A 25,345-nucleotide genomic window follows, 5' to 3' on the forward strand; every position below is an offset into this window, starting at 1 on the left:
AAACAAAGGGGAATACCAATGCCTTCCTGGGGCAAAGTCATCGCCGCGGCCCTGCTGGCCGCCACCTGCACCGCCGTGCAGGCACAAACCTATCCGGCCCGGCCCATCAAGGTCGTGTCGCCCTTCCCCGCCGGAGGGGCCACCGATGTCCTGACGCGGCTGCTGGCCGAACGCATGGGCAAGGACCTGGGCGTCGCCATGGTGGTGGAAAACCGCGCGGGCGCCGGCACAAGCATCGGTGCGTCGTTCGTCCAGCGCGAGCCCGCCGACGGCTACACCATCCTCATGGCCACCAACTCCACGCTGGTGACGAATCGCTATCTCTACAAGGAACTGCCGTACGATCCGGACGGCTTCGACCCCATCGGCATGGTCGGCATCGGGCCGCTGGTGCTGCTGGCCAGCCCCAAGGCGCCGTTCAAAAACACGAAGGAGCTGGTCCAGTACGCGAGCCAGCATCCCGGCAAGGTCACCTTCGCCACCTTCGGTCCGGGCACCTCGTCGCACCTGGCCGCCGAAGAGTTCAAGAGCCTGACCGGGACGGACATGCTGCACGTTCCCTTCAAGGGCGCCACGCAGGCGCTGCCGGCCCTGATCGCCGGCGACGTGGACATCTTCTTCGACATGGTCGCGACCGGGATGCCGCAGGCCAACGCGGGCAAGGTCAACGTCTTCGGCATCACCAGTCCGCAACGCCTGGACACCGAGCCCAAGCTGGCCACCCTGGCCGAACAAGGCTATCCGAAGTTCGACATCACCGCCTGGTTCAGCTTCGTCGCCCCCCGGCATACGTCCCCGGAAGCCCTGGCCAAGCTGCGCGCCGCGCTGGCCGATGCGTTGAAGGACGAAACCGTCCGGAAAAAAATGCTGGATATGGGGATACAGCCCGCCTCGGGCACCCCGGAAGCATTGACCGCCCAGATCAAGGCCGAACAGCCGGTCGTCCAGAAACTCGTGCAGCAAGCCCACGTGGTTCTGCAGTAAAGAAGCACTGCGCGACCCCTCCCCAAGGGAGGGCCGCGCGCCCTCCGGGCGGCCGCGCGGGCGCGTGGGAATTAGCCCTCCTGTCGCTGCGCGACCCCTCCCCAAGGGAGGGCCGCGCGCCCTCCGGGCGGCCGCGCGGGCGCGCGGGAATTAGCCCTCCTGTCGCTACGCGACCCCTCCCCAAGGGAGGGCCGCGCGCCCTCCGGGCGGCCGCGCGGGCGCGCGGGAGTTAGCCCTCCTGTCGCTACGCGACCCCTCCCCAAGGGAGGCCCGCGCGCCCTCCGGACGGCCGCGCGGGCGCGTGGGAGTTAGCCCTCCTGTCGCTGCGCGACCCCTCCCCAAGGGAGGGCCACGCGCCCTCCGGACGGCCGCGCGGGCGCGTGGGAGTTAGCCCTCCTGTCGCTGCGCGACCCCTCCCCAAGGGAGGGCCACGCGCCCTCCGGGCGGCCGCGCGGGCGCGCTTGTAGCGCCTGGGGTACAATGCGGATGTAATTTTCGATCGGCCAGACCGATTTTTCTTCGCGCCAGAACGGATTCGTGCCGTCCTGGCTTTTTTATCCGGGCGGAGGGAATCATGACCGACATTGGTCGGATGGCGCAGTTCGTGCCAGCTCGCACCCAGCTACCCGTCAGCGCATACTTTGACGAAGCCCGCTTCAAGCGCGAGCAAGAACTCATTTTCAAACAATCCGCGCTCTACGTCGGCCACCGCAAAATGGTGCCGGAAGTCGGCGATTGGCGCACGCTGGTCCAGGAAAAAGGTGGACGTGCCCTTGTCCATACCCCCCAGGGGATAGAACTCATCTCAAATGTCTGCCGCCACCGCCAAGCCTTGATGCTGGGCGGCGTGGCGGGCAATGTCGCGGGCAATGCCAATACGGCCGGCAATCTCCGGGCCACGGGGGGCAATATCGTCTGCCCCCTGCACCGCTGGACCTACAGCGCCCAGGGCGAACTGCTGGGCGCTCCACAGTTCGACAGCACACCGTGCGCCAGGCTGGACCGCTTCCGCCTGCGTGACTGCCACGGCCTGTTGTTCGAAGGTCCGCGCGATCCGCTGCAGGACATCGGCGGCCTGTTCGCGCGACCGGAATTCGATTTCGGCGACTATGTGCTCGATCGCGTCCAGATCCACCAGTGCAACTACAACTGGAAGACCTTCATCGAGGTCTATCTGGAGGACTATCACGTCGGCCCCTTCCACCCCGGCCTGGGCCGCTTCGTTACCTGCGACGACCTCACCTGGGACTTCGGGTCCTGGCACAGCGTGCAGCGGGTCGGGGTGCACCAGGCCCTGGCCAATCCGGGCTCGGATGTCTACCGCGCCTGGCACGATCGGGTGCTGGACTTCCGCCAGGGCGAAACGCCGGACTTCGGTGCCATCTGGGCGACCTACTTCCCCACCCACATGATCGAGGTCTACCCGCATGTGCTGGTGCTGTCCACGCTGCATCCCCGCGGCCCGCAGGACACCTTGAACGTGGTGGAGTTTTATTACCCGGAGGAAATTGTCGCATTCGAACGCGAATTCGTCGAAGCACAACAAGCGGCGTACATGGAAACCGCCGTGGAAGACGACGAAATCGCCGAACGGATGGATGCCGGCCGCAAGGCGCTGCACGACCGCGGCGTCACCGAAGCCGGACCATACCAATCTCCGATGGAAGACGGCATGCAGCACTTCCATGAGTGGTACCGCCGCATCATGGCGGAAACCGACCCCCACCCCTGACGACACGCCACCCGGCAATCGGACAAACGGCGCCATGACTTCATGGCGCCGTTTGTTTACTTGCTTTGTTTTTTGCCGCCGGGCCGCCCCAAGGCAAAAAGCCCCCCGGGGCCGACTTGCCTCAGCCCTTTTCGCGTGGACGGGACGGATCGCTGATCCACTCGCTCCAGGATCCGGGATACAGACGCGATCCGCGCATGCCGGCGACCTCCATGGCGAACAGATTGGCCGACGCGGTAATGCCGGAGCCGCACTGGTGCACGATGGACGAAGGCGCGCGGTTACCCAGCACGGCCTGGAATTCCTGGCGCAGCTGGTCGGGCGACTTGAAGGAGCCGTCTTCTTTCAGATTGTCGGTGTACGGACGATTCAGCGCGCCGGGTATACGACCGGCCTCAGGATCGATGGGTTCTACTTCTCCGCGCCAGCGGGCCGCGGCGCGGGCGTCGACCACGGTGAAGGCATGGCTGCCCAGATTAGCCAAGACGGCGTCGGCGTCCACGGCCTCGACCAGCGGCGGACGCGGCGCGGCGGCGGCACCCGCGGCCGGCGCCGGCACGGCCCCGCTGGCCATGGGCAACCCCGCCGCCTTCCAAGCCTGCCAACCGCCATCCAACACCGCGACGCGGCCGTGGCCGATCCAGCGCAGCAGCCACCACAGGTGCGCCGCGAATTGGCCGCCGCTGGCGTCGTAGCCCACCACCAGGGTTTCCGGCCCCACGCCGTGTGCGGCCATCAGGCTGGCCAGGGCGGCGCGATCCGGCAGCGGATGACGGCCGTTGCGGCCGGTATGCGCGCCGGCCAGTTCGCGTTCGTTGTCCAGGAAATGCGCGCCCGCGATGTGCGATTCCTCGAACTGGCGTCGTCCCGCCGAAAAATCGCCCAGATCGTGGCGCACGTCGAATACGCGCACGTCGGCGTCATTCAGCCGGCTCGCCAATTGCGAGACGGACATCAAGCTCATCGAAGTCATGCCTGTTTCTCCCGGTTGGACGTCGCCGCTGTCCGCGATTCGCGCATCGTGCGCCAGATCGACATCAAGCCGGCGGCGATAATCAATCCCATGCCCAGCCACGCCATATCGTCCAGATGGTCGTGCCAGAACGCCATCCCAAGGATGGCGGCAAAAATGATGGTGGTGTACTGCAGCGCCGCCGTCAACAGGGCCGAGCCCAGCCCAAAGGCGCGCGTCACCGCCAACTGTCCGAACAGCCCCGACAGCCCGATGCCGCTTAACGCGGTGTAGCCAGCCAGATCGGTATCGCCCCAGCCCTCGGACGCCAGGCCGGCCACGCTGCTTACGCAAACGGCGCACGAAAAGAACAGGACGGTCCGCCATTCGGGTTCGCCGATGCGGCCGAGCTGGCGTATCTGCATCATGGCCACCGCGGCCGAGGCCCCCGAGGCCAGGCCCAGCAAGGCCGCCAGCCATTGGTCGTGGCCGATACTGGGACGCAGGACGGCGATAACGCCAAGAAACCCCAGCGCCACCGAGACAACCCGGACCACATCGCGCCGCGCGCCACCCCAGCCCAGCATCCAGGCGGCGATGAACAAGGGCGAGGTGTAGGTCAGGCTGGTGGCCGTCGCCAGCGGCAGATGCGACAAGGCGAAGAATCCCAACCACATCGAGCTGACGCCGGACAGATTGCGCCAAAAGTGAAGCTTCCAGCTGGTCGGGATGATGGACTGGCGTCCGGCACGGGCCCACACCAGCAGCAGGATCACGGAGGGCAGCCCGCGAAACAGCACGACCTGCGACAGCGACGAATTGTGTTCCGTGGCCAGCTTCACGCAGGAACCCATGATGGCGAACATAAGAGACGCCAACAACATCCAGAGAGCCTGCATGGAAAAAAGCGGCGGACCGTAGGGTTGATGGGAAGCGCTACTATACTCCGCGATGGCCCCTGCCCCGCGTCCATCCGCTTCGGCCATATTGTCCGCCGCAGCGGCCCGGCTCGCGCGCCTTGGAACCTGGACGCACCGGGGCCGTCAAAGCTACATCGCTCGCAAAGGGACCATAAAAACCATGAAACGTATCGTTTTGTTCGTGCTCACCAATCTGGCCGTCATGATCGTGCTATCGGCCACGCTGCGCATTCTGGGCGTCGACCGCTTTCTGACGGCGAACGGGCTGAACATCAATGCCCTGCTGATCTTTTCGCTGGTGGTGGGATTCACCGGCGCCATCATCTCGCTGCTGATCAGCAAGCCGATGGCCAAGTGGAGCACCGGCGCCCACGTCATCGACCCGAACGCGCCGCGCGACCAGCGCGAGGCCTGGCTGCTGGATACCGTACACCAGTTGGCCGACCGCGCCGGCATCGGCCGTCCGGAAGTCGCCATCTACGAAGGCGCCCCCAATGCATTCGCCACGGGCGCGTTCAAGAACGATTCGCTGGTGGCCGTCAGCACAGGTCTGCTGGAAAGCATGACGGAAGAAGAAGTGACGGCGGTCCTCGGACACGAAATCGCCCACATCGCCAACGGCGACATGGTGACGCTGACCCTGATCCAGGGCGTTGTGAATACCTTCGTGGTGTTCCTGGCGCGCGTCGTCGGCTATTTCGTCGACAAGGCGGTGTTCCGCAACGAACGCGGCGTGGGTGCCGGCTACTACATCACGGTCATCGTCTGCGAAATCCTGTTCGGCGTGGTCGCCACGATCATCGTTGCGTGGTTTTCGCGCCAGCGGGAATACCGCGCCGATGCCGGCTCGGCCCATTTGCTCAGTTCGCGCGACCCCATGATCCGGGCCCTGGCGCGGTTGGGTGGCCTGGAACCGGGCGCGCTGCCGAAATCCTTCGAGGCGGCCGGCATTACGGGCGGCGGCGCCATCAGCGCCCTGTTCGCCTCGCACCCGCCCATCCAGTCGCGCATCGCCGCCCTGCAACGCGTGCCGCTATAGCCATCGTCCGCGGCATGCGGACCGGGCCCGGTCGGCGTATTGACGCCAGGCGGCTTGCAAGGCCGACGGGCCCTAGCATTCGACGATGTTCACCGCCAGGCCGCCGCGCGCCGTTTCCTTGTACTTGATCTTCATGTCGGCGCCGGTTTCGCGCATGGTCTTGATGACGGAGTCCAGCGAGACGTAGTGATGGCCGTCGCCGCGCAAGGCCATGCGCGCGGCGTTCACCGCCTTGATCGATGCCATGGCATTGCGTTCGATACAGGGTATCTGCACCAATCCGCCCACCGGGTCGCAGGTCAGGCCCAGGTTGTGCTCCATGCCGATCTCGGCGGCGTTTTCCACCTGGGATACGCGCCCACCCAGCACGGCGGCCAGGGCACCGGCCGCCATCGAACAGGCCACGCCGACTTCGCCCTGGCAACCGACTTCGGCACCGGAAATCGAAGCATTGAATTTATAGAGCAAGCCGATCGCCGCGGCGGTCAGCAGGAAATCGTGCACGCCTTCGCGCGTGGCACCGGGAACAAAGCGATCGTAGTAATGCAGCACCGCCGGAATAATGCCGGCCGCGCCATTGGTGGGCGCCGTCACGACGCGACCGCCGGCGGCGTTTTCCTCGTTGACGGCAATGGCGTACAGGTTGACCCAGTCCATGACCGACAGCGGATCCGACAGCGTGCGCTCGGCGCGTTGGGTCAGGCTGCGATAGAGTTCGGGCGCGCGCCGGCGCACGCGCAGCGGACCTGGCAATTCGCCGTCCGCCGCCGGATTGTCGATGCCGCAACCGCGCGCCACGCAGCGCTGCATGACATCCCAGATACGGTCCAGGCCGGCGCGGACGTCGTCTTCGCTACGCCACGCGAGTTCGTTGCGCATCATCAGCTGGGCGACGCTCAGGCCCGATGAAGCGGCCATCTCGACGAGCTGGCGGCCGGTGCGGAAGGGAAACGGCAATTGGTCGTGCGCGGCGATGACCTGGCTATTCGGCGCCCCGGCGGTCACGACGAAGCCGCCGCCGACGGAAAGATAGCGTGCTTCGCGCAGGGAGGCGCCGGCGGCATCGAAGGCATGGAATTTCATGCCGTTCGGATGTTCCGCCATGGCTTCGCGGCGATAGAAAAGCAGATGCTCCTTTTCGACGAACGGCACGCGATGCTGGCCCAGCAAGGGCAATTCGCGGCTGGCGCGGACTGCCTGCAGCATGCCGCCGATGGCGGAGGGGTCGACGGTATCCGGCGCTTCTCCCATCAAGCCCAGCATGACGCCCTTGTCTGTTCCGTGGCCCTTGCCGGTGGCGCCCAGCGAGCCATACAGCTCCGCCCGAACGCTGGCTACCGAGGCCAGCAGGCCGTCACGCTGCAGGCCCTGGGCGAAGAGCAATGCCGCGCGCATGGGCCCCACCGTGTGGGAACTGGAAGGACCGATACCGATCTTGAACAGATCAAAGACAGAAACTGCCACGATGGCTCCCACAGACCAAGCGTCCGGAACCCCGCGTCCCGGCACACCGCTATGATAGCCGCGGTGCCGCGGCGGTATCGCGGGGCGGCAAGGAGCTACCGCAACATCGCATGAGAACGTTTTCAACGTCTCTGTCCCCAAGGCGGACAATCATGCGATCATTGCCTCTGGTCCGCGGCGCACCGCGGTCTTCCAACCCCTACCCCTGAATACGAACGTATGTCCGGAATCCTGACGCTGCTCGACTTTGCCGGCTATGTCGCCCTGCTGCTGTGGGGCGTCCACATGGTGCAGACGGGCGTGCAGCGGGCATTCGGCGCCGCGCTCGGGGCTGTGCTGGGCAGGGCGCTGGGCACGCGGTTGCGCGCCTTCGCCGCCGGGCTTGGCATCACCGCCGCCTTGCAAAGCAGTACCGCCACGGGACTGATGATTACCGGCTTCGCCGCCGGCGGTGTGGTCAGCCTGGTACCCGCGCTGTCCGCCATGCTGGGCGCCAATGTGGGCACGACGCTGATCGTTCAGGTCCTGTCCTTCGACCTGACGGCACTCGCTCCCATCCTGATCCTGTTCGGCGTGTGGATGTTCCGGCGCTACCCGCCGGGCCGCACGCGCGACCTGGGGCGCGTCTTCATCGGGCTGGGTTTGCTGCTGATTTCGCTGCATTCCCTGGTGGACTTGTTCGCGCCGTTCCAGACCGCACCGCTGCTGCGCATCGTGCTGCAGGCCCTGGCCACCCAGCCCGTCGCCGCGATGCTGATGGCCGCCGCCCTGACATGGGCGGCGCATTCCAGCGTGGCCGTGGTGGTGCTGCTGATGTCCATGGCCTCGCACGGCCTGGTCACGCCGGACGCGGCCTACGCCATGGTGCTGGGCGCCAACCTGGGCACGGCCATCAATCCCATGATCGAGGGCGTCACGGGCGACGACCCCGCCGCCCGCCGGCTACCGCTGGGCAACCTGCTGACCCGCGTCGTCGGCGTCGTGCTGGGCCTGCTGCTGCTGCCCTGGGTCGGCACGTGGATGAAAGCCTTGTCGGACGACCCGGCCCGCGCGGTCGCCAATTTCCATACCCTTTTCAATGCCGTCGTCGCGCTGGCCTTCCTGCCGCTGCTGGTGCCCTATGCCGCCTTGCTGACGCGCTGGCTGCCCAAGCGGATCGATCCGGACGATCCCGCGCGTCCCCAATACCTGGACGAATCGGCACACGACATCCCCGCGGTGGCACTGGGCAATGCCTCTCGCGAGGCCCTGCGCATGGCCGATATGCTGCAGACCCTGCTGGCTCTGGCGCGCGCCGGCTTCAAGCGCGACAACCGGCATCGGCTGCCCCAGGCCAAGCAACTGGACGCCGCGATGGACAAGCTGGAAACGGCGATCACGCTATACCTGGCCACGCTGGATCGCGAAAGCATGACCAGCGACGACGTCCAGCGCATGGAGGAAATCCTGGCCTTCGCCAGCAATATCGGCCACGCCGCCGACATCGTCCACGGCGGCCTGCTCAACCACGCGACGCGCCTGCGCAAGCTGGGATGGACGCTGGCGCCGGAACAGCGCGAACAGCTGGATGAATCGATGGGACATCTGCTGACCAACGAGCGGCGCGCGGCGGCGCTGTTCGTCAACGCCGATCTGCGGCAGGCGCGGGCCCTGGCCGGCGAAAAGGAAAGCTTCCGCGCCCTGGAGGTCCAGGCCGCGGAAGCCCACTTGCAGAAGATCAAATCCGGCCAGGTCGAGGAAGCGGAGATCGGCCAGATGTACCTGGACATCCTGCGCGATGTGAAGGGTGTGAACTCCTACCTGGTCGGGGCGGCAGCCTATCCGGTGCTGGCCAAAGAGGGCGAACTGCTGCCCAGCCGCCTGCGCGAATCGGCCAACTGACGCTTACTTCAGGTAGCGGGCGAACCAGTCGCGCATCTTCTGCCAGCCGTCCTTGGCATCCTGTTCGTTGTAGCTGGGACGATAGTCGGCCAGGAAGGCATGGCCGGAATCGGGATATACCACGAACCTGGACGCCTTCGCGTGCTCGTTGCCTTCGGCCAGGCGCGCTTTCATGGTCTCGACATCTTCCAGCGGGATGCTGGTGTCCTTGGCGCCGTACAGGCCCAGCACGGGGCCGTGCAGCTCCTTGGTCACGTCCACGGCGTTGCGCTTGATCAGCGGGCCATGGCCTTGCGTCAGCTTGCCGTACCAGGCCACGCCCGCCTTTACCTTGGGGCTGTAGGCCGTGTACATCCACGTAATGCGTCCGCCCCAGCAAAAGCCGGTGATACCGATGCGTTCGCCGTCGCCGCCATGCTGGGCGGCCCACGCCACGCTGGCGTCCAGGTCAGCCATGACCTGTTCGTCCGGCACCTTGGCGACGATATCCTGGATGAGCTTGGGAATGTCGGTATAGGTGGATGCATCGCCCTGGCGCTCGTACAAATTGACCGCGATGGCAAAGTAGCCTTCCTTGGCCAGGCGCCGGCACACGTCCTGGATATGCTCGTGTATGCCGAAGATTTCCTGCACCACGCAAACGATGGGCAGGTCGGTCTTGCCTTCCGGGGCGGCGTAGTAGGCGGGAATCGTGCCGTCCTTCACGGGCAAATCGATCAGGCCGTGCGTCAGGCCCTGCGGGCTGGTGTGAATGGCCGTGTTCTGGACGGTTCCTGCAGCGGGCGAAAAACTCATGGCGGTATCCTCACTCTTGGGGTTGGGCACGTGGAGCGGACATAACGCACGGCGCGCGCCGCCCGGCGCCTTCCGGGCGATTATGCCGCGCATTCCCTTAATGCGTGCTGGAAACCCCCAGGTCCCCGCGCCCTAGTGCGCCTGCTCCCAGTTCCTGCCCACGCCGACCTCCGCCACCAGCGGCACGCGCAAGGTCGCCACATCGCACATCAGGCCCGGCAGTTCGGCGCGCACCCGTTCCACTTCCGCGTCCGGTACTTCCAGTACCAGTTCGTCATGGACCTGCATGATCATGCGGGTCAGCATGCCCTCGGCCTCTATCCAGCGATGCACGGCAACCATGGCCATCTTGATCAGATCGGCCGCCGTTCCCTGCATGGGGGCATTGATAGCGGCACGCTCGGCCGCCTGCCGGCGCGGCCCGGAACCGCCGCGGATCTCCGGCAGCCACAGTCGCCGGCCGAATACCGTTTCCACGTACCCCTGCTCCCGCGCCAGCACGCGCGTGGATTCCATGTACTGCGCCACGCCGGGATAACGCGCGAAATAGCGGTCGATATACGCCTGCGCCGCGTCGCGCGTGATGCCCAGGTTGGAAGCCAGGCCGAATACGCCCATGCCGTAGATCAGGCCGAAGTTGATCGCCTTGGCGGCACGGCGCTGTTCGGCCGCGACCGCGTCCAGCGGCACGCCGAAGACCTCCGACGCGGTGGCGCGGTGGATGTCTTCTCCGGCGGCGAACGCCTGCTGCAGGTTCGCATCGTCCGAAACGTGCGCCATGATGCGCAGCTCGATCTGCGAATAGTCGGCCGACATCAGCACGCCGCGCTCGGCGATGAAGGCCTCGCGCACGCGGCGGCCGGCCGGTGTACGCACCGGGATGTTCTGCAGATTGGGATCCGATGACGCCAGCCGGCCCGTGATGACGGCGGCCTGCGCGTAGTGGGTATGCACCCGCCCCGTGGCCGGGTTGATCATGCGCGGCAACTTGTCCGTATACGTCGACTTCAGCTTGGACAGGCCGCGGTATTCCAGCAATACCTGCGGCAGCGGATAATCCTGGGCCAGCTTGCTCAGCACTTCCTCGTCGGTGGACGGCGCCCCGCTGGCCGTTTTGCGCACCACCGGGAACTGCATGCGGCCGAACAGGATCTCGCCCAGCTGCTTGGGCGAATTCAGGTTGAAGGGCTGCCCCGCGAGTTCGTAGGCACGCTGCTCCAGGGCCAGCATCTCTTGTCCCAGCGCGCTGCTTTGCCGCATCAGCGCCTCGGCGTCGACACGCACCCCGGTTCGCTCGATATCGGTGAGGACCTCCGAAACCTGCAGTTCCAGCTTGTAGATGCGTTCCAGGCCGGGGTCCGCGCTGACGCGCGGACGCAGCAGGCGATGCATGCGGATGGTGAAGTCGGCGTCCTCGGCCGCGTAGTGGCCGGCCCGCTCCACCGGCACTTCGTCGAAGCAAATCTGGTTGGCGCCCTTGCCGCACAGTTGCTCGTAGGTGATGCCGCTGCGGCCCAGCCAGCGCTGCGCCAGGTCGGCCAGGCTGACGCTGCGATGCGATTCCAGGACATAGGCCTGCAGCATCGTGTCTTCCGCGATGCCCGCCAGCCGTATGCCTTCGTTGCGCAGCACGTGCGCGTCGTATTTCGCGTTGTGCAGCAGCTTGGCCGCGGCCGGGTCTTCCAGCCATGCGCGCAGCCGTTGCAGCACTTCTTCCTTGGGCAGTTGCTCGCCGGCTTCCGGGCCGCGGTGCGCCACCGGGATGTAGCATGCGACACCGGGCTCGATGGAGAACGACAGGCCGACCAGGCGCGCCTGCATTTCGTCCAGCGAGGTGGTTTCCGTATCGAAGGCCACCAGCGGCGCGGCCCGCAGCTTTTCCAGCCACGCGTCGAAAGCGGCCCAATCGGTGATGATCTGGTAATCGACCTGCTCCGGCGCCTCCGGACGTTCGGGCGCGGCGCGGGCGTCGCCCGTCGGCACGCGTTCGGTTTCGCCGCTGGCCTCGCGCAGCCAGGTACGGAACCCGTAGCGTTCGTACAGCGCCAGCAGGGCTTCCTTGTCTTCTTCCAGCGGCACCAGGGCTTCCGGTCCGGCCATGGTCGGGCTCAGGTCGCAATCGCGCCGCACGGACAGCAGCTCGCGGGTCAAGGGAAAATGCGCCGCGGCCGACCGCAGGTTGGCACCGGCCACGCCCTTGATGTTTTCCGCCGCTTCCATCAGCTTGTCGATGGAACCGAACTCCGTCAGCCATTTGACGGCGGTCTTGGGGCCGACCTTATCGACGCCGGGCACGTTGTCCACCGCATCGCCGATCAACATCAGGTAGTCCACGATGCGTTCCGGGGGCACGCCGAATTTCTTGACGACGCCGGCGGGATCCAGTGTTTCTCCCGTCATCGTATTGACCAGCGTGACGTGGTCATCCACCAATTGGGCCAGGTCCTTGTCGCCTGTGGAGACGATGGTCTTGATGCCGTGCTCGGTCGCGATCCGCGCGAGCGTGCCTATGACGTCATCGGCTTCCACCCCCTCGATGGCGAAAACGGGCCAGCCCAGCGCCCGCACCACCTCGTGTATCGGCTCGATCTGCGCAGCGAGGTCTTCCGGCATGGGCGGCCGATGCGACTTGTATTCGGGATACAGGTCGTCACGGAACGTCTTGCCCCGGGCATCGAAAATGCACGCTGCATACTGCGCGTCATAGTCCTGCTTCAGCTTGCGAAGCATATTGACGACGCCGTACAACGCCCCCGTCGGTTCGCCCTGCGCGTTCCGCAAATCAGGCATGGCATGATAGGCGCGGTACAGATAGCTAGAACCGTCAACCAGCAACAGGGTTTTATTCATGATCAAGAAGGAAGATGGCAGGGAGACTCCCGCCGGCAAGCAAATACCGGTGATTATGTCAGAGATACTGACCGCGGCTGAGAAGCTGCGCGAGCTGGGTCCGGCCGTCAGCATTTTCGGCAGCGCGCGCGTCAGCCGGGAATCGCCGTATTACGCGCAGGCCGAGGCCTTGTCGGCCGCGTTGGCGCAAGCCGGCTTCGCCATCATCGCGGGCGGCGGGCCGGGCATCATGGAGGCCGCCAACAAGGGCGCATTCGAAACCGGCGGGACCAGCGTCGGGCTGAACATCGTGCTTCCGCACGAAGCCAACAATAACGAGTACCAGACCATCAGCCTGATGTTCGAATACTTCTATGCCCGCAAGGCCACGTTCTTCATGCACAGCTTCGCCTACGTGGCGTTGCCCGGCGGCTTCGGCACACTGGATGAGCTGTTCGAAGCGCTGACGCTGGTCCAGACTGGGAAGGTGCCGCCGGCGCCCATCGTGCTCATGGGCAAGGATTACTGGCACGGCGCGGTCGACTGGCTGGCCAAGACCGTATTGAGCAACGGCATGATAGGCGCGCACGATCTGGAGCTGTTCATCGTGGAAGACGATCCCAAGGTCGTCGTCAGCCGCATCATCGATTTCCATATGCGGTATCTGTCGCCCGAGCAATACGCGCCCTCCCTGCCCGCCTGACACGCACCGCCACATCGCGCGGCACCCCATCCCGGTGCACGAAAGCGCGATTTGGTGCATCTTGACGCACCTTTATGGTGCAAATGTTGGAAGATGCGTCGGTTTGGCAGCGGCGAACGCACCGGGGCGGCGCCGGCGCCCTCTTCAATGCCCTCCGGGACCAGGCCTCGGCCCGCCGCCGCACCCCGCGACACGGGGTACCCACGGCGCCCCCGCGGCACACGCTATGCGCCGCCCCAATATGGCACACATTTTGCGTAATGTTGCGCAACCACGACGGTCGCCCGCCTCAGGCGGCGCTGAACCGTCAGCCTGCCCACCGTTCCGTCTCGCTCTGGATATCCACTTCCCATGGACGCGCTCGCCCCCATCCTGGACATTCCCCACACCGGGGGATGGCTGGCGAGCCTGCGGCTGGGCCTAGTCCATCGGCAGGGACGCACAGTGCTCGCCCGGCGGCAGCACGTCGGCCCGCTCACCGTGCAGAAGCCCCTGTACCCGGAGGCCGGCGATGGCATCTGCCACCTGACACTGCTGCATCCGCCGGGCGGCCTGGCCAGCGGCGACACATTGCACCTGGACATCGAACTGGAGGCGGACGCGCACGCGGTCTTCACCACGCCGGGGGCCACCAAATGGTACAAGGCCAATCCGCTGCATCCGTCCCGCCAGACGCTGGACATCCGCGTCGGCGAGGGCGCGCGCCTCGATTGGCTGCCCCTGGAAAACATCTATTTCGACCACAGCCACGCCCACCAGCACATCGACATCCGCCTGGCCGCGGGCGCGACGGCATTGGGTTGGGATGCCGCGCTGCTGGGGCGCCAGGCCGCCGGCGAAACCTGGTCCGCCGGCCAGCTGCGGACGGATTTTCGCCTGATGGACGGCACAGGCCGCCTGCTGTGGACCGAGCGGCAACGCATGCGAGCGGATTCCGCGCTCAGGCAGGCGCCGCAAGGCCTGGCCGGCTTGCCCGCCTACGGAACGCTGTGGGCGGCCGGCGCGTCCTGCACGCCGGCGCTGGCGGAGACCCTGGCCCCCGACCTTCCCTTCCACGCCGATTTGCGCGCCGGCGTCACCAGCCCCACGCCCGGCGTCCTGCTCGTTCGCGCCGCGGGCGCCCATGTCGAACTGCTGCGCCATTTGTTCGCCGCCCTTTGGCTGCGGCTGCGCCCGCTGGTGCATGGCGTCCCCGGCCGTCCTCTCCGCCTCTGGGCGACCTGACATTCCCTGGATCCTTCAATGAAGCTGACCCCTCGCGAAAAAGACAAGCTCCTGATATTCACGGCCGCCCTGCTGGCCGAACGGCGCAAGGCACGCGGCCTGAAACTGAATTACCCGGAAGCCGTCGCCTACATCAGCGCCGCGCTGATGGAAGGCGCGCGCGATGGCCGTACCGTGGCCGACCTGATGGACTACGGCACCACGCTGCTGACACGCGAGGACGTCATGGAAGGCGTCCCGGAGATGATCCCGGACGTGCAGATCGAAGCGACTTTTCCCGACGGCACCAAGCTGGTCACCGTTCACCACCCCATCGTCTGACGCCCCAGCCGCATGACCTTCGCCCCACTGCCTGATAAACACTCCTTTGCCGATGGAGACCAGAAAATGAACCGCCCACGTATCGCGGCAATCGTCGCAAGCGCCACCCTGCTGTTTGGCGGCGCCGCCGCCGCGCATCCCTTGCAAGAGCACATTGCCGAGGCCGCGGGCATGGCGTCGAGCGCCATGGCCGGTCTGCTGCATCCCCTGACCGGCGCGGACCACCTTTGCGCCATGATCGCGGTCGGCTTATGGAGCGCCCTGACGGCGCGCCGCGTCTGGGTGGCACCGCTGTCCTTCGCCGCTGTCCTGCTGCTGGGCGCGCTGTTCGGCCTGGCGCGCGTACCCATGCCGGCGGTGGAGCCGATGATCGCCGCCTCGCTGCTGGTGCTGGGCCTGCTGGTAGCGGCGCGCGCCCGCCTGCCGGAGTGGGCGGGCGTCGCCATCGCTGCCCTGTTCGCTTTCTTCCACGGCCATGCGCATGGCTACGAACTGCCCGAAACCGCCAGCGCGGCAGCCTATATCGCCGGCTTCATGGCGGCCACGATCGGACTGCATTGCGCGGGCATCGCCACGGGTGTGGCGATGCGCCGGGCGCATGCCTGGCTGCCTCGCATCGCCGGCCTGGGCGTGGCCCTGTACGGCGTCGTGCTGCTGGCCGCCTGAACAAGGAAACCACAATGATTCCCGGCGAACTGCTGGTGGACGACGGCGAGATCGAACTCAACGCCGGGCGCGCCACGATCACCGTCACGGTGGCCAACTCCGGCGACCGGCCCATCCAGGTCGGCTCGCATTTCCACTTCTACGAAGTCAACGACGCGCTGCTTTTCGACCGCGAGGCAGCGCGCGGCTATCGCCTGAACATCACGGCCGGCACCGCCGTCCGTTTCGAACCGGGGCAGACCCGCACCGTGGAACTGGTGGCCCTGGCGGGCGACCGCACGGTCTATGGCTTTGCGGGCCGCGTGATGGGCAAGCTGTGAGGGCCGCGGCGGAAATCGACATGATCAACATCACCCCGGCGGACAACGCCACGGGAGCATTCGCATGAGCCTGAAAATCGGCCGCCGCGCCTACGCGGAAATGTTCGGCCCCACCACCGGCGATCGCATCCGGCTGGCGGACACCGAGCTTCTCATCGAGATCGAACGCGACTACACCGTCTATGGCGAGGAAGTGAAATTCGGCGGCGGCAAGGTCATTCGCGACGGCATGGGGCAGTCCCAGCGTGTCGGCGCCGAGGTGGCCGATACCGTCATCACCAACGCCGTCATCCTCGACCATTGGGGCATCGTCAAGGCCGATATCGCCTTGAAGAACGGCCGCATCCAGGCCATCGGCAAGGCCGGCAATCCCGACATCCAGCCGGGAGTGACGATCGTCATCGGCGCCGGCACCGAGATCATCGCCGGCGAAGGAAAGATCGTCACGGCGGGCGGCATCGACTCGCATATCCACTTCATTTGCCCGCAATTGATCGACGAGGCGCTATCCGCGGGGCTGACGACGCTGGTGGGTGGCGGCACCGGCCCGGCCGCCGGCACCTCGGCCACCACCTGCACGCCCGGCGCATGGCATATCGAAACCATGCTGGCCGCCGCGGACGGCTGGCCCATCAACATCGGGCTGCTCGGCAAGGGCAACGCCAGCCAGCCCGCGCCGCTGATGGAGCAGATAGACGCCGGAGCCGTGGGTTTGAAGCTGCACGAGGACTGGGGCAGCACGCCGGCCGCCATCGATTGCTGCCTGGACGTGGCCGAGCGCACCGATACGCAGGTGGCCATCCATACCGACACGCTGAACGAAAGCGGCTTCCTGGAAAGCACGGTCGCGGCCTTCAAGGACCGCACCATCCACACCTACCATACGGAAGGGGCCGGCGGCGGCCATGCACCGGACATCCTGAAGGTGGCCGGCCTGCCCAACGTGCTGCCTTCGTCCACCAATCCCACGCGCCCGTACACCGTCAACACGGTCGACGAACACCTGGACATGTTGATGGTGTGCCATCACCTGGACGCCGCCATCGCCGAGGACGTCGCCTTCGCGGAATCGCGTATCCGCCGCGAAACCATCGCCGCCGAGGATATCCTGCAGGACCTGGGCGCCATCTCGATGATTTCAAGCGATTCCCAGGCCATGGGCCGCATCGGCGAGGTCATCATGCGGGCGTGGCAGACGGCGCACAAGATGAAGCTGCAGCGCGGCGCCCTGCCCGGCGATGGGCGCGCCGACAACATGCGGGCCAAACGCTACATCGCCAAATACACCATCAATCCGGCGATCACGCACGGCATGGCGCATGAAATCGGCTCCGTCGAACCGGGCAAGTGGGCCGATCTGGTGGTGTGGGACCCTGCCTTCTTCGGCGTCAAGCCGGACATGGTGCTGAAGGGCGGGATCATTACCACGGCCCTGATGGGCGATCCCAACGCCTCCATCCCCACGCCGCAGCCGGTACACTACCGGGATATGTTCGGCACGCGCGCGGGCGCGCTCGCACGGGGCAGCCTGACCTTCGTCTCCCAATCCGCCTATCAGGCCGGAATCGGGGCAAAGTACGGCTTGTCCAAGCGCGTGGTGCCGGTCCACGGCATCCGTGGCGTGCGCAAGTCGGATATGGTGCACAACGACTGGCAACCGCACATCGATGTCGATCCCGAAACCTATCGCGTCCTCGCCGACGGGCAGGAGCTGATCTGCGAACCCGCCCGGGTGCTTCCCATGGCGCAACGCTACTTCCTGTTCTAAGGGGCGGCGCATCACCGTTCAGATTCGCATGAGACGTATAGAGAAAGTGGTCGGCCGCGGCCAGGCTGTCGCCAAGGCGCTGCTGCGGCGCGCGCCCACCCTGACCCTGCCCTTCGAGTCCCGCAGCCGCAGCCGCCTGGCCGCCACGCTGGACACTGGCGAAGAAGTGGCGCTTTTCCTGCCGCGCGGTACCGTCCTTCGCGACGGCGACGCGCTGGTGGCCGAAGACGGCGGACTGGTCCGCATCGTCGCCGCCCCGCAGCCCGTGCTGCGCGCGACCTGCGTCGACCCGCACATCCTGCTGCGCGCCGCCTATCATCTGGGCAATCGCCACACGCCGGTAGAGGTCGGAAAGGATTACCTGCAACTGGAACACGATCCCGTGCTGCGCGATCTGCTGCTGCGCCTGGGGCTGACGGTGGTCGCCATCGAAGCCCCGTTCGAACCGGAAGCCGGCGCCTATGGCGGCGGCCACAAGCACGGGCACGACGCAACCTTCCAGGAAGACTACGCGCTCGCGCAACAGGCATATCGCGATCGCCATGGGCACGACCACGGCGACCATCAGCATGCTAACGGTCATGATCATGATCACGCGCATGCGCACGGCTGCGATCACGCGCACGGGCACTCGCACGATCATGGCCATGATCACTCGCACGAGCATGGCCAGGGTCACGCCCACGTGCATGCGCATGATCATGATCACAATCACGATCATGATCACAATCATGGTCACGCGCATGGCCACTCGCACGATCACGACCATGGCCACTCGCATGGCCACTCGCACGATCACGACCATGGCCACGCGCACGGCCACGCGCACGATCATGACGACGACCACCCGCCCGCCAACGACTCCCCGCATCGCCATGGGCACAAGCATTGAACTGGTCGCGCTGCTGCATCTGGCATCGCCGGCCTTGCCCATCGGCGCCTTCAGCTATTCGCAAGGCCTGGAAGCAGCCATCGAGGCGGGGGTGATCGGCAACGCCGACGACGCGCGGCGCTGGATCGCGAATGGACTCGATATCGCCGCCGATGGCGAGGCGGCCTTGCTGGGCCAGCAATTCCGCAATTGGAGCAATGGCGATATCGGCGCGGTGGTGGCCTTGAACGAATGGCTGCTCGCCATGCGGGAATCCGCCGAACTGCGCCAGGAAACAGAACAAATGGGCTGGTCGCTGTCCCGGCTGCTGGACGAACTGGAATGGGGCGATGCCGAAAGCCGCGCCGCGCTGCGCGCGATGCAGCCGCTCAGCCTGCCTACCGCCTACGCCTACGCGGCGCAGCGTGCCGGCGCCACGCTCGAGGACTGCCTTTCCGCCTGGCTGTTCGCCTGGACCGAAAACCAGGTGGCCGCTGCCCTGAAAGCGGTACCGCTGGGCCAGGTCGCGGGACAGCGCATCCTGTTCGGTCTGCACGGCGCGATCCAGGCCGGGGCCCGCCGCGCGGCCGCCACGCCGGAGGAGGAAGCATCCACCTTCTCGCCCATGCTGGGCATCCTGTCCGCACGCCACGAAACGCAGTATTCGCGGCTGTTCCGATCCTGACGCCGACAACCCGCTGGCACGCCAGATCCCCATTGGCTTACCGCACATTCCTATCGACTTGCCACCCATCCGCATTCACCCCCAAACCGGCATAACCAGGCTTCCATAACTTCCCTCCCCACAGAACCCGCTTCCACGACCATGACCCAACGCACCAAGAAAAATCCCCCCTTGCGTGTCGGCATCGGCGGCCCCGTCGGCTCCGGCAAGACCACGCTGACTGAAATGCTGTGCAAGGCGATGCGGGACAGCTATGACCTGGTCGTCATCACCAACGACATCTACACCAAGGAAGATCAGCGCCTGCTGACCGTGGCCGGCGCCCTTCCGGCGGAACGGATCATGGGCGTCGAAACCGGGGGCTGCCCGCATACCGCGATCCGCGAGGATGCCTCCATCAACCTGGAAGCCGTGGACCGCATGCTGGGACGCTTTCCCGATGCCGACATCGTCTTCATCGAGTCCGGCGGCGATAACCTGGCCGCCACCTTCAGCCCGGAACTGTCCGACCTGACGATCTACGTCATCGACGTGGCTGGCGGCGAGAAAATCCCGCGCAAAGGCGGACCGGGCATCACCAAGTCGGATCTGCTTGTCATCAACAAGACCGACCTGGCTCCCATGGTCGGTGCATCGCTGGCAATCATGGAAGAAGACACGAAGCGCATGCGCGGCACGCGCCCTTACGTCATGAGCGACATGAAAGCAGGCGCGGGGCTGGCCGACATTGTGCGGTTCATCGAGACGCGAGGCCTGCTGGCGGCTTGAACGGCGGCGACGGTTACGACATCGGGTTTGGGAGAGACGAATAAAAGCAGCCGTGCTCTCCATCGGGTCCACGAGCCCCGGCCCACACAAAATCTGACATGACACTGAAAACCATATCTGCGGCATGGATGAAACCGATCCAGGCCGGAAGGATGGGATCATTCACGTTCGCACTTTTTCCGCCAACCCACATAGGATTTTTCGGATGGATAACGCTTTTCTCGACGCGCTGAAGCGCCGTCGCACGCAATACGCGCTAGGCAGCAAACTTCCCGTATCCCACGAAGCCGTCACGGCGCTGATCCAGGAAGCCATCAAGCACACTCCCTCGTCCTTCAACTCCCAAAGCTCGCGAGCCGTCATCCTGTTCGGCGCGCAGAGCACCAAACTATGGGACATCGCCAAGGACACGCTGCGCAAGATCGTGCCGGCCGACGCCTTCGTCAACACCGAGAAGAAACTCAACAGCTTCGCCGCCGGTGCGGGGACTGTCCTCTTCTTCGAAGACCAGGACGTGGTCAAGGGCCTGCAGGAGAAATTCCCGCTCTACGCCGACAACTTCCCGGTATGGTCGGAACAGGCCGGCGGCATGGCGCAATTGTCGGTGTGGTCGACCCTGGCCAACGCCGGCATCGGCGCCAGCCTGCAGCACTACAACCCGGTGATCGACGAGGCCGTCGCGAAGGAATGGAACATTCCCGCCAGCTGGAAGCTGCGCGCCCAAATGCCGTTCGGCTCCAATGAAGCTCCCTTCGGCGAGAAGGCCTTCATGGACGACACGCAGCGCTTCCGCGTGCATCATTAAGACCGTGACGCCCGGCCTCGCTTGCCGGGCGTTTCCCCCTGTGCTCGCGTCAGCGAGGCTTGATATTCCTTTCCCGGATGATCGTCGTCCACCTTTCGGTTTCTTCCGCGATCAACTGGCCCAGCGCCTCCGGAGTATTGGGGCGTAAAGGCGCGATATAGCCTTGGGACGTGAAGGCCTCCTGTACCTCCGGTTTCGACAATACCGAATTGATCGAGTCGTTCAAGCGCTTGATCGCGGTCACCGGTGTACCGGCAGGCGCCATCAGTCCAAACCACGCGTCCAGGTCTATCCCCGACAGGCCGGCCTCTTCGACCGTGGGAACGTCGGGCAATATGGCGGCCCGTTGCGTTGACAGTACGGCTATCGGACGCGCGCTACCTGCCTGGATATGGGGTATGGCAGCCGGCAACGCGGCGATCAAAAAGTCCACACGGCCACCGATAACGTCGGTGAATGCCGGTGCGCTGCCGCGATACGCCACATGCAGGATACTGGTGTGGGTCTCTTGCTGGAACAGTTCGCACATAAGATGCGCTGTGGAGCCCACGCCTGTTGAAGCGCAGCTCACCGCGCCAGGGTAGGCTTGGGCGAGTCCTACAACATCCTCGATATCTTCCACCGGCCCACTGCTGCCGGCCACGAAGACCGTAGGCACCCTTGCCAGAAGCCCCACCGGCACCAGATCGCTATGTATGTCGAACTTCAGATGTTCGTACATGATCTTGTGTATCGTGTTGGGACGGACGCTGATAAAAAGCGTGTATCCATCGGGGGCTGCGCGCGCGACGAACTCCGCCGCGACATTGCCGGCCGCGCCCGGGCGATTACTGACCAGGACCTTCTGGCCCAGATCGTCCGCCATATGCTTGGCGAGCAGACGCGCCAGGCCATCCGCCCCACCGCCCGGCGCCGCCCCAACGATCAGATTGATGGCGCGTTCGGGATAAGCCACTTCGGTATCGGAAGCGAGAGCACCCATAGGAAAGCCGGTTCCTATAAGCGTGATTATGGCAAGTTCCCGCTTGCAGAATTTCATCGTTGACTCCGTTATTGTGTGGTGAAGTACCGATCGCTCGAAAGATGGCAGTCACGGGCTCTCTGCCACGCATCGGTGCTCGCCCCCTACGACGTGGCGGCTTGCGCTCAGGGGTACGACATAGCCTCGGCCGGCCAAGGTGGCTCGCAGGCCGGGATTCATCAAGACCGTATTGACCGCCTCATTCAGCTTCGCGATCACAGGCTGCGGCGTCCCCGCAGGCGCCATCAGGCCGAACCAGGTTTCGAGATTGACGCCAGGAACGCCCGCTTCCGCCAGGGTAGGCGTGTCCTCGATAGCGGGGAGCCTTGCGTCGGACATCAATGCGATCGCGCGAACCGCCCCTGCCTTGATGTAAGGAAGCGAGCCGGGCAACGAGAAGATCAGCATATCGACTCGGCCGCTGATGACGTCCGCCATCGCGGCAGCGCCACCCCGGTAAGGCACATGCAAGAGCTCGATCCCGGTTTGCTGCTGGAACAGTTCGCCCAGCAGATGGGTATCCGATCCGACACCGGTGGATGCGTACGTCAGCCGGCCCGGATGCGCACTCGCAAACGCAATAAGGTCCGCGATGGTTGCGATGAAGGTCCCGCTGGCCGTGACGATGACATTCGGTACCTTGGCGAGCACGCCGACAGGCGCAAAATCGCTCGCGACATCGAAATCGAAGTTTCCATACATCGTCTTGTGGATCGTATTGGCGCGTGTACTGATATAAAGCGTGTACCCATCCGGCCTGGCGTGCGCCACGGCTTCTGCCGCGATATTGCTTGCCGCACCCGGCTTGTTGTGGACCACGACCTTTTGCTTCAGCTCGCGCGCCAGATATTCGCCCAGCGATCGTGCCAGGATGTCTGCGCCGCCGCCGGGCGGATAGCCGACCGTCAAAGCAATTGGCCGCTTCGGATACGGGCGCTCCGTAGAGAACGCCCGTGCTCCGGCATGCAGCAAGCCACCAAGCACCGCAAACGCGGCCAACCGTCTTTTGCGGTGCTGTACCCTTGTATCCATGTGCTCTCGTCGTCGGAAGAAATGCGGATTGCCCGGCATACGCCCAGCGAAACGTATCAACCCGGTCGGATGCCTCGCTCCCGGGCTATCGCTGTCCATCTTTCGGTTTCTTCGGCGATCAATTGGCCGAACGTCTCTGCCGTATTGGGCTGTAGCGGTGCAACATAGCCTTGCGCCATGAAGGCAGCTTGCAAGGCTGGATTCAATAGCACGGCATTAATGGATTCGTTCAATCGCTGGGCCACGCGCTGTGGGGTCCCCGCGGGAGCCATTAGGCCAAACCACGTGTCGACACTAAGGCCAGGGAAGCCGGTCTCATCCAATGTAGGTACCTGCGGGATGGTTGCTGCCCTTTGCCGCGACATCACGGCAATAGGCCGGGCCGTGCCGGCTTGAATGTGTGCCAGCGCCGCCGGCAAGACGGAAAACAACAGATCCACACGGCCGCCGGCCAAGTCGACGAAGCCGGGAGCGCTGCCTTTGTACGCGATGTGCAGCATGCTTGTTTTCGTCTCGCGCTGAAACAGCTCGCATAGCAAATGGCCAGTCGAGCCGACCCCGGATGAAGCGCAAGTCAGTGATTCAGGATGAGCTTCAGAAAGCGCAACGACATCCCGGACATGCCCGATAGACGACTGCGCGCTGGTCACGATGACGTTGGGTACGGTGGCGAGGAGCCCGATAGGAACCAGGTCCTTGCTCATGTCGAACCGGAGATGTTCATACATCGTCTTGTGTGTCGTGTTCGAGCGAGTACTGAGATACACCGTATAGCCGTCCGGCACGGCCCGGGCCACGAACTCGGCGGCGACATTGCTCGCGGCTCCCGGACGGTTATCGATGATTACCCTTTGGCCCAGTTCATCCCCGAGATGCTTGGCCACAATCCGAGCCAGACCGTCGGATCCTCCCCCCGGCGTGAAACCGACGACCAGTGTGATCGGACGCTGCGGATACACGGCTTCCGGTTCGGATGCGAATACGGCCATAGGTAATAGACCACCGATCAGGGAAATAGCCGCCAACTCCCGTTTGCAGAACTTCATTTCCGTCTCCATATACTCTCGCAGTCAGAAAGAAAAGTTGACTCCACGTTAGGAGCGACGGCATCAGTGGCCTGTTATATAGGCGGGTTCCTTTTCCTTTGTTGCCGGGCACAGATATCCGGCAGTCCGCCCACGTCTTCCCGGCGGCAACAATCGAGGCGAACGATTTGAGGGTGCGAGCGCATCCTGCGCGGTCAAGATGTTGCCCGCGGATACGACGATCCGCGCAAATGCGAGCCCCTGCTAGAACGCAGGCCGACCTCGCGGCATGTTTTCGAACATCTCGCCTAGCCGCCGCACGGCGGTTTCGGATTCCGCGACGTCAGGAGTATCGTCACTATTGTTGTAGTCTCCTCCATGCCCCTTGCTGCGAACCACCAGACCATCGCTTCTCGGCACGACATTGAACTGATGGGTGCTAAGGCCATAGGTGACCTCCTGCTGCGGCACTAGCCGCGCGGTCTGCCCGCGTATGGGAATGATGGATTCATCACTGAACAGCTGCCTGGCACCGTAACCGGTCGCATTGATGACGACATCCTCCGGTAGATCCAGCAAATCGGCCGCCTGCACAAACTCAACGACCTTAATGCACCCTCCCGATCCGAGGAACCCCGTTATAAGCATGTGTGCGTACGCGCTGATGTTGAACATCAAGGTCGTCCAACGGCGCACGTAAGGCTGCGGAAACGGATGACCGGTCGCGCAGAGATCCACAAACCGCGGAATGAAATCGCGCGATCGATCCCTCAGCCTGCCGTAACGCGGCTCACCCTCTACAACGTCCGATTGCAGCGCGAACGGCGTATCGGATAGCGAATAGCCACGAATCCATTCGATGGGCTTACCCGGCAGGCCCAGCAAGTTCTGGTATCTGGCAAACGATGTGGCCGCCATCGTCTTCCAACGCTCGGCCAGAGCCGATGCGTGCGCCGCGTCGCACAGTTGCGAATCGGGGGTCCATAGTCCCGTGGCGGCCATGGAATAGGCCTCCAGGGGCGGAGCCTTGGTGTAGATGCAAACTGGCAGGCCCGCTTGTCGCGCCAGAACTGCTGACGTCAGTCCCATTGCGCCGCCGCCGATCACCGCGATCGAACGAGCGCCCGCCGCCTGCGCAAGCCGCAACGCCAGTGTGCTCGAGCCCCACGACAGCGACCAGCCGGCGCCGCCGTGTCCGTAGTTGTGCACGATGGTCTTGGCGCCCAGCACTTGCGTTTCGACACGCGGGCCCGCATGACGGAAGGGGCGCAGGCCGACCCGCACATCCGTTATGCGATCCGTCCTGGCCTGGATGGGCACGACATCCGCATAATTTTCCAAACAGGAAGCCGATGCAGGCATAGGCGCGCTGGAATCCCGGCTGGCGGTTCCCACGTTTCTTGCCGGCAGTACGAGGGCAGGCGCGGACGATAACGCCAGCGTGGCGGCTGCCTGCCGCAGAAACCGACGTCGCTGCATAACGCTACTTTCCTTGCCGTCCGATGGGGCCGCTTCAGTGCCGAACAAAGACAGCAGGTTC

The 25,345-nt window shown here is 65.0% G+C and carries 23 protein-coding genes; 14 read left to right on the forward strand and 9 right to left on the reverse strand.

Features of this window, described 5'->3' with window-relative positions; genetic code table 11:
- The first annotated feature begins 18 nt into the window (after positions 1–18).
- Both CAL28_RS19180 and CAL28_RS19185 read left to right on the forward strand, forming a co-directional pair.
- Positions 19–984 carry a Bug family tripartite tricarboxylate transporter substrate binding protein gene (locus CAL28_RS19180; protein ID WP_094842845.1) on the forward strand — a complete coding sequence of 322 codons (966 nt, stop codon included), beginning with the start codon at positions 19–21 and terminating at the stop codon, positions 982–984.
- Between the two features lie 574 nt (positions 985–1,558).
- Entirely contained in the window at positions 1,559–2,716 is a 1,158-nt protein-coding gene (locus tag CAL28_RS19185; RefSeq protein ID WP_094842846.1) for an aromatic ring-hydroxylating oxygenase subunit alpha, read from the forward strand.
- A 121-nt stretch (positions 2,717–2,837) separates the two neighbouring features.
- Here CAL28_RS19185 and CAL28_RS19190 read toward each other — a convergent pair whose 3' ends face one another.
- Together CAL28_RS19190 and CAL28_RS19195 are read right to left on the reverse strand one after the other, a co-directional pair.
- Positions 2,838–3,689: a sulfurtransferase gene (locus CAL28_RS19190; RefSeq protein WP_094842847.1), complete on the reverse strand. Its 852-nt coding sequence runs from the start codon at positions 3,687–3,689 to the stop codon at positions 2,838–2,840.
- Complete coding sequence (locus CAL28_RS19195) at positions 3,686–4,567, reverse strand: DMT family transporter (protein WP_094844718.1); 882 nt, start codon at positions 4,565–4,567, stop codon at positions 3,686–3,688. The genes CAL28_RS19190 and CAL28_RS19195 overlap by 4 nt, the downstream gene beginning before the upstream one ends.
- A gap of 181 nt (positions 4,568–4,748) precedes the next feature.
- Between CAL28_RS19195 and htpX the strand changes: the two genes are divergently transcribed.
- The gene (htpX, locus tag CAL28_RS19200; RefSeq protein ID WP_094842848.1) at positions 4,749–5,627 is read left to right on the forward strand and encodes a protease HtpX; all 879 of its coding nucleotides are present in this window, start codon (positions 4,749–4,751) and stop codon (positions 5,625–5,627) included.
- Between the two features lie 72 nt (positions 5,628–5,699).
- Here the strand turns inward: htpX and CAL28_RS19205 are convergent, their stop codons facing one another.
- Entirely contained in the window at positions 5,700–7,091 is a 1,392-nt protein-coding gene (locus CAL28_RS19205) for an L-serine ammonia-lyase (protein WP_094844719.1), read from the reverse strand.
- A gap of 219 nt (positions 7,092–7,310) precedes the next feature.
- Between CAL28_RS19205 and CAL28_RS19210 the strand changes: the two genes are divergently transcribed.
- Positions 7,311–8,972 (forward strand): Na/Pi cotransporter family protein, encoded by a 1,662-nt coding sequence (locus CAL28_RS19210; protein WP_094842849.1) that lies wholly within the window; start codon positions 7,311–7,313, stop codon positions 8,970–8,972.
- Between the two features lie 3 nt (positions 8,973–8,975).
- Here CAL28_RS19210 and CAL28_RS19215 read toward each other — a convergent pair whose 3' ends face one another.
- On the reverse strand, positions 8,976–9,767 hold the full coding sequence (locus tag CAL28_RS19215; protein ID WP_094842850.1) for a dienelactone hydrolase family protein: 792 nt from the start codon (positions 9,765–9,767) through the stop codon (positions 8,976–8,978).
- Between the two features lie 132 nt (positions 9,768–9,899).
- Positions 9,900–12,617 (reverse strand): DNA polymerase I, encoded by a 2,718-nt coding sequence (gene polA / locus CAL28_RS19220; RefSeq protein WP_094842851.1) that lies wholly within the window; start codon positions 12,615–12,617, stop codon positions 9,900–9,902.
- A 55-nt stretch (positions 12,618–12,672) separates the two neighbouring features.
- On the opposite strand from polA, the gene CAL28_RS19225 reads away from it, so the two are divergent.
- From CAL28_RS19225 to CAL28_RS19270, 10 genes are all read left to right on the forward strand, one after another.
- Positions 12,673–13,299 (forward strand): TIGR00730 family Rossman fold protein, encoded by a 627-nt coding sequence (locus CAL28_RS19225; protein ID WP_094844720.1) that lies wholly within the window; start codon positions 12,673–12,675, stop codon positions 13,297–13,299.
- Between the two features lie 351 nt (positions 13,300–13,650).
- Positions 13,651–14,523 carry an urease accessory protein UreD gene (locus tag CAL28_RS19230; protein ID WP_094842852.1) on the forward strand — a complete coding sequence of 291 codons (873 nt, stop codon included), beginning with the start codon at positions 13,651–13,653 and terminating at the stop codon, positions 14,521–14,523.
- Between the two features lie 18 nt (positions 14,524–14,541).
- Positions 14,542–14,844 (forward strand): urease subunit gamma, encoded by a 303-nt coding sequence (gene ureA, locus CAL28_RS19235; RefSeq protein ID WP_094842853.1) that lies wholly within the window; start codon positions 14,542–14,544, stop codon positions 14,842–14,844.
- A 66-nt stretch (positions 14,845–14,910) separates the two neighbouring features.
- A complete protein-coding gene (locus tag CAL28_RS19240; protein WP_094842854.1) occupies positions 14,911–15,510 on the forward strand; it encodes a HupE/UreJ family protein in 600 nt (199 codons plus the stop codon).
- A 14-nt stretch (positions 15,511–15,524) separates the two neighbouring features.
- A complete protein-coding gene (locus tag CAL28_RS19245; RefSeq protein WP_094842855.1) occupies positions 15,525–15,830 on the forward strand; it encodes an urease subunit beta in 306 nt (101 codons plus the stop codon).
- 64 nt (positions 15,831–15,894) lie between these two features.
- Positions 15,895–17,598, forward strand: a complete 1,704-nt coding sequence (ureC, locus tag CAL28_RS19250) for an urease subunit alpha (RefSeq protein WP_094842856.1) — start codon at positions 15,895–15,897, stop codon at positions 17,596–17,598.
- Between the two features lie 28 nt (positions 17,599–17,626).
- Positions 17,627–18,490: an urease accessory protein UreE gene (gene ureE / locus CAL28_RS19255; RefSeq protein ID WP_094842857.1), complete on the forward strand. Its 864-nt coding sequence runs from the start codon at positions 17,627–17,629 to the stop codon at positions 18,488–18,490.
- On the forward strand, positions 18,474–19,154 hold the full coding sequence (locus tag CAL28_RS19260) for an urease accessory protein UreF (protein WP_094842858.1): 681 nt from the start codon (positions 18,474–18,476) through the stop codon (positions 19,152–19,154). The genes ureE and CAL28_RS19260 overlap by 17 nt, the downstream gene beginning before the upstream one ends.
- A 141-nt stretch (positions 19,155–19,295) precedes the next feature.
- The gene (ureG, locus tag CAL28_RS19265) at positions 19,296–19,922 is read left to right on the forward strand and encodes an urease accessory protein UreG (RefSeq protein WP_094842859.1); all 627 of its coding nucleotides are present in this window, start codon (positions 19,296–19,298) and stop codon (positions 19,920–19,922) included.
- A gap of 205 nt (positions 19,923–20,127) precedes the next feature.
- Positions 20,128–20,727 (forward strand): nitroreductase family protein, encoded by a 600-nt coding sequence (locus CAL28_RS19270; protein ID WP_094842860.1) that lies wholly within the window; start codon positions 20,128–20,130, stop codon positions 20,725–20,727.
- Positions 20,728–20,776: 49 nt separating this feature from the next.
- On the opposite strand, the gene CAL28_RS19275 is transcribed toward CAL28_RS19270, so the two are convergent.
- From CAL28_RS19275 to CAL28_RS19290, 4 genes are all read right to left on the reverse strand, one after another.
- Positions 20,777–21,766 (reverse strand): Bug family tripartite tricarboxylate transporter substrate binding protein, encoded by a 990-nt coding sequence (locus tag CAL28_RS19275; RefSeq protein WP_094842861.1) that lies wholly within the window; start codon positions 21,764–21,766, stop codon positions 20,777–20,779.
- A 51-nt stretch (positions 21,767–21,817) separates the two neighbouring features.
- Complete coding sequence (locus CAL28_RS19280; RefSeq protein WP_176464037.1) at positions 21,818–22,780, reverse strand: Bug family tripartite tricarboxylate transporter substrate binding protein; 963 nt, start codon at positions 22,778–22,780, stop codon at positions 21,818–21,820.
- Between the two features lie 56 nt (positions 22,781–22,836).
- On the reverse strand, positions 22,837–23,826 hold the full coding sequence (locus CAL28_RS19285; RefSeq protein ID WP_094842863.1) for a tripartite tricarboxylate transporter substrate binding protein: 990 nt from the start codon (positions 23,824–23,826) through the stop codon (positions 22,837–22,839).
- Positions 23,827–24,069: 243 nt separating this feature from the next.
- Complete coding sequence (locus CAL28_RS19290) at positions 24,070–25,284, reverse strand: FAD-dependent oxidoreductase (protein ID WP_094842864.1); 1,215 nt, start codon at positions 25,282–25,284, stop codon at positions 24,070–24,072.
- Positions 25,285–25,345 lie beyond the last annotated feature (61 nt).

This window comes from Bordetella genomosp. 11, from assembly GCF_002261215.1.
Taxonomy (GTDB): domain Bacteria; phylum Pseudomonadota; class Gammaproteobacteria; order Burkholderiales; family Burkholderiaceae_B; genus Bordetella_C.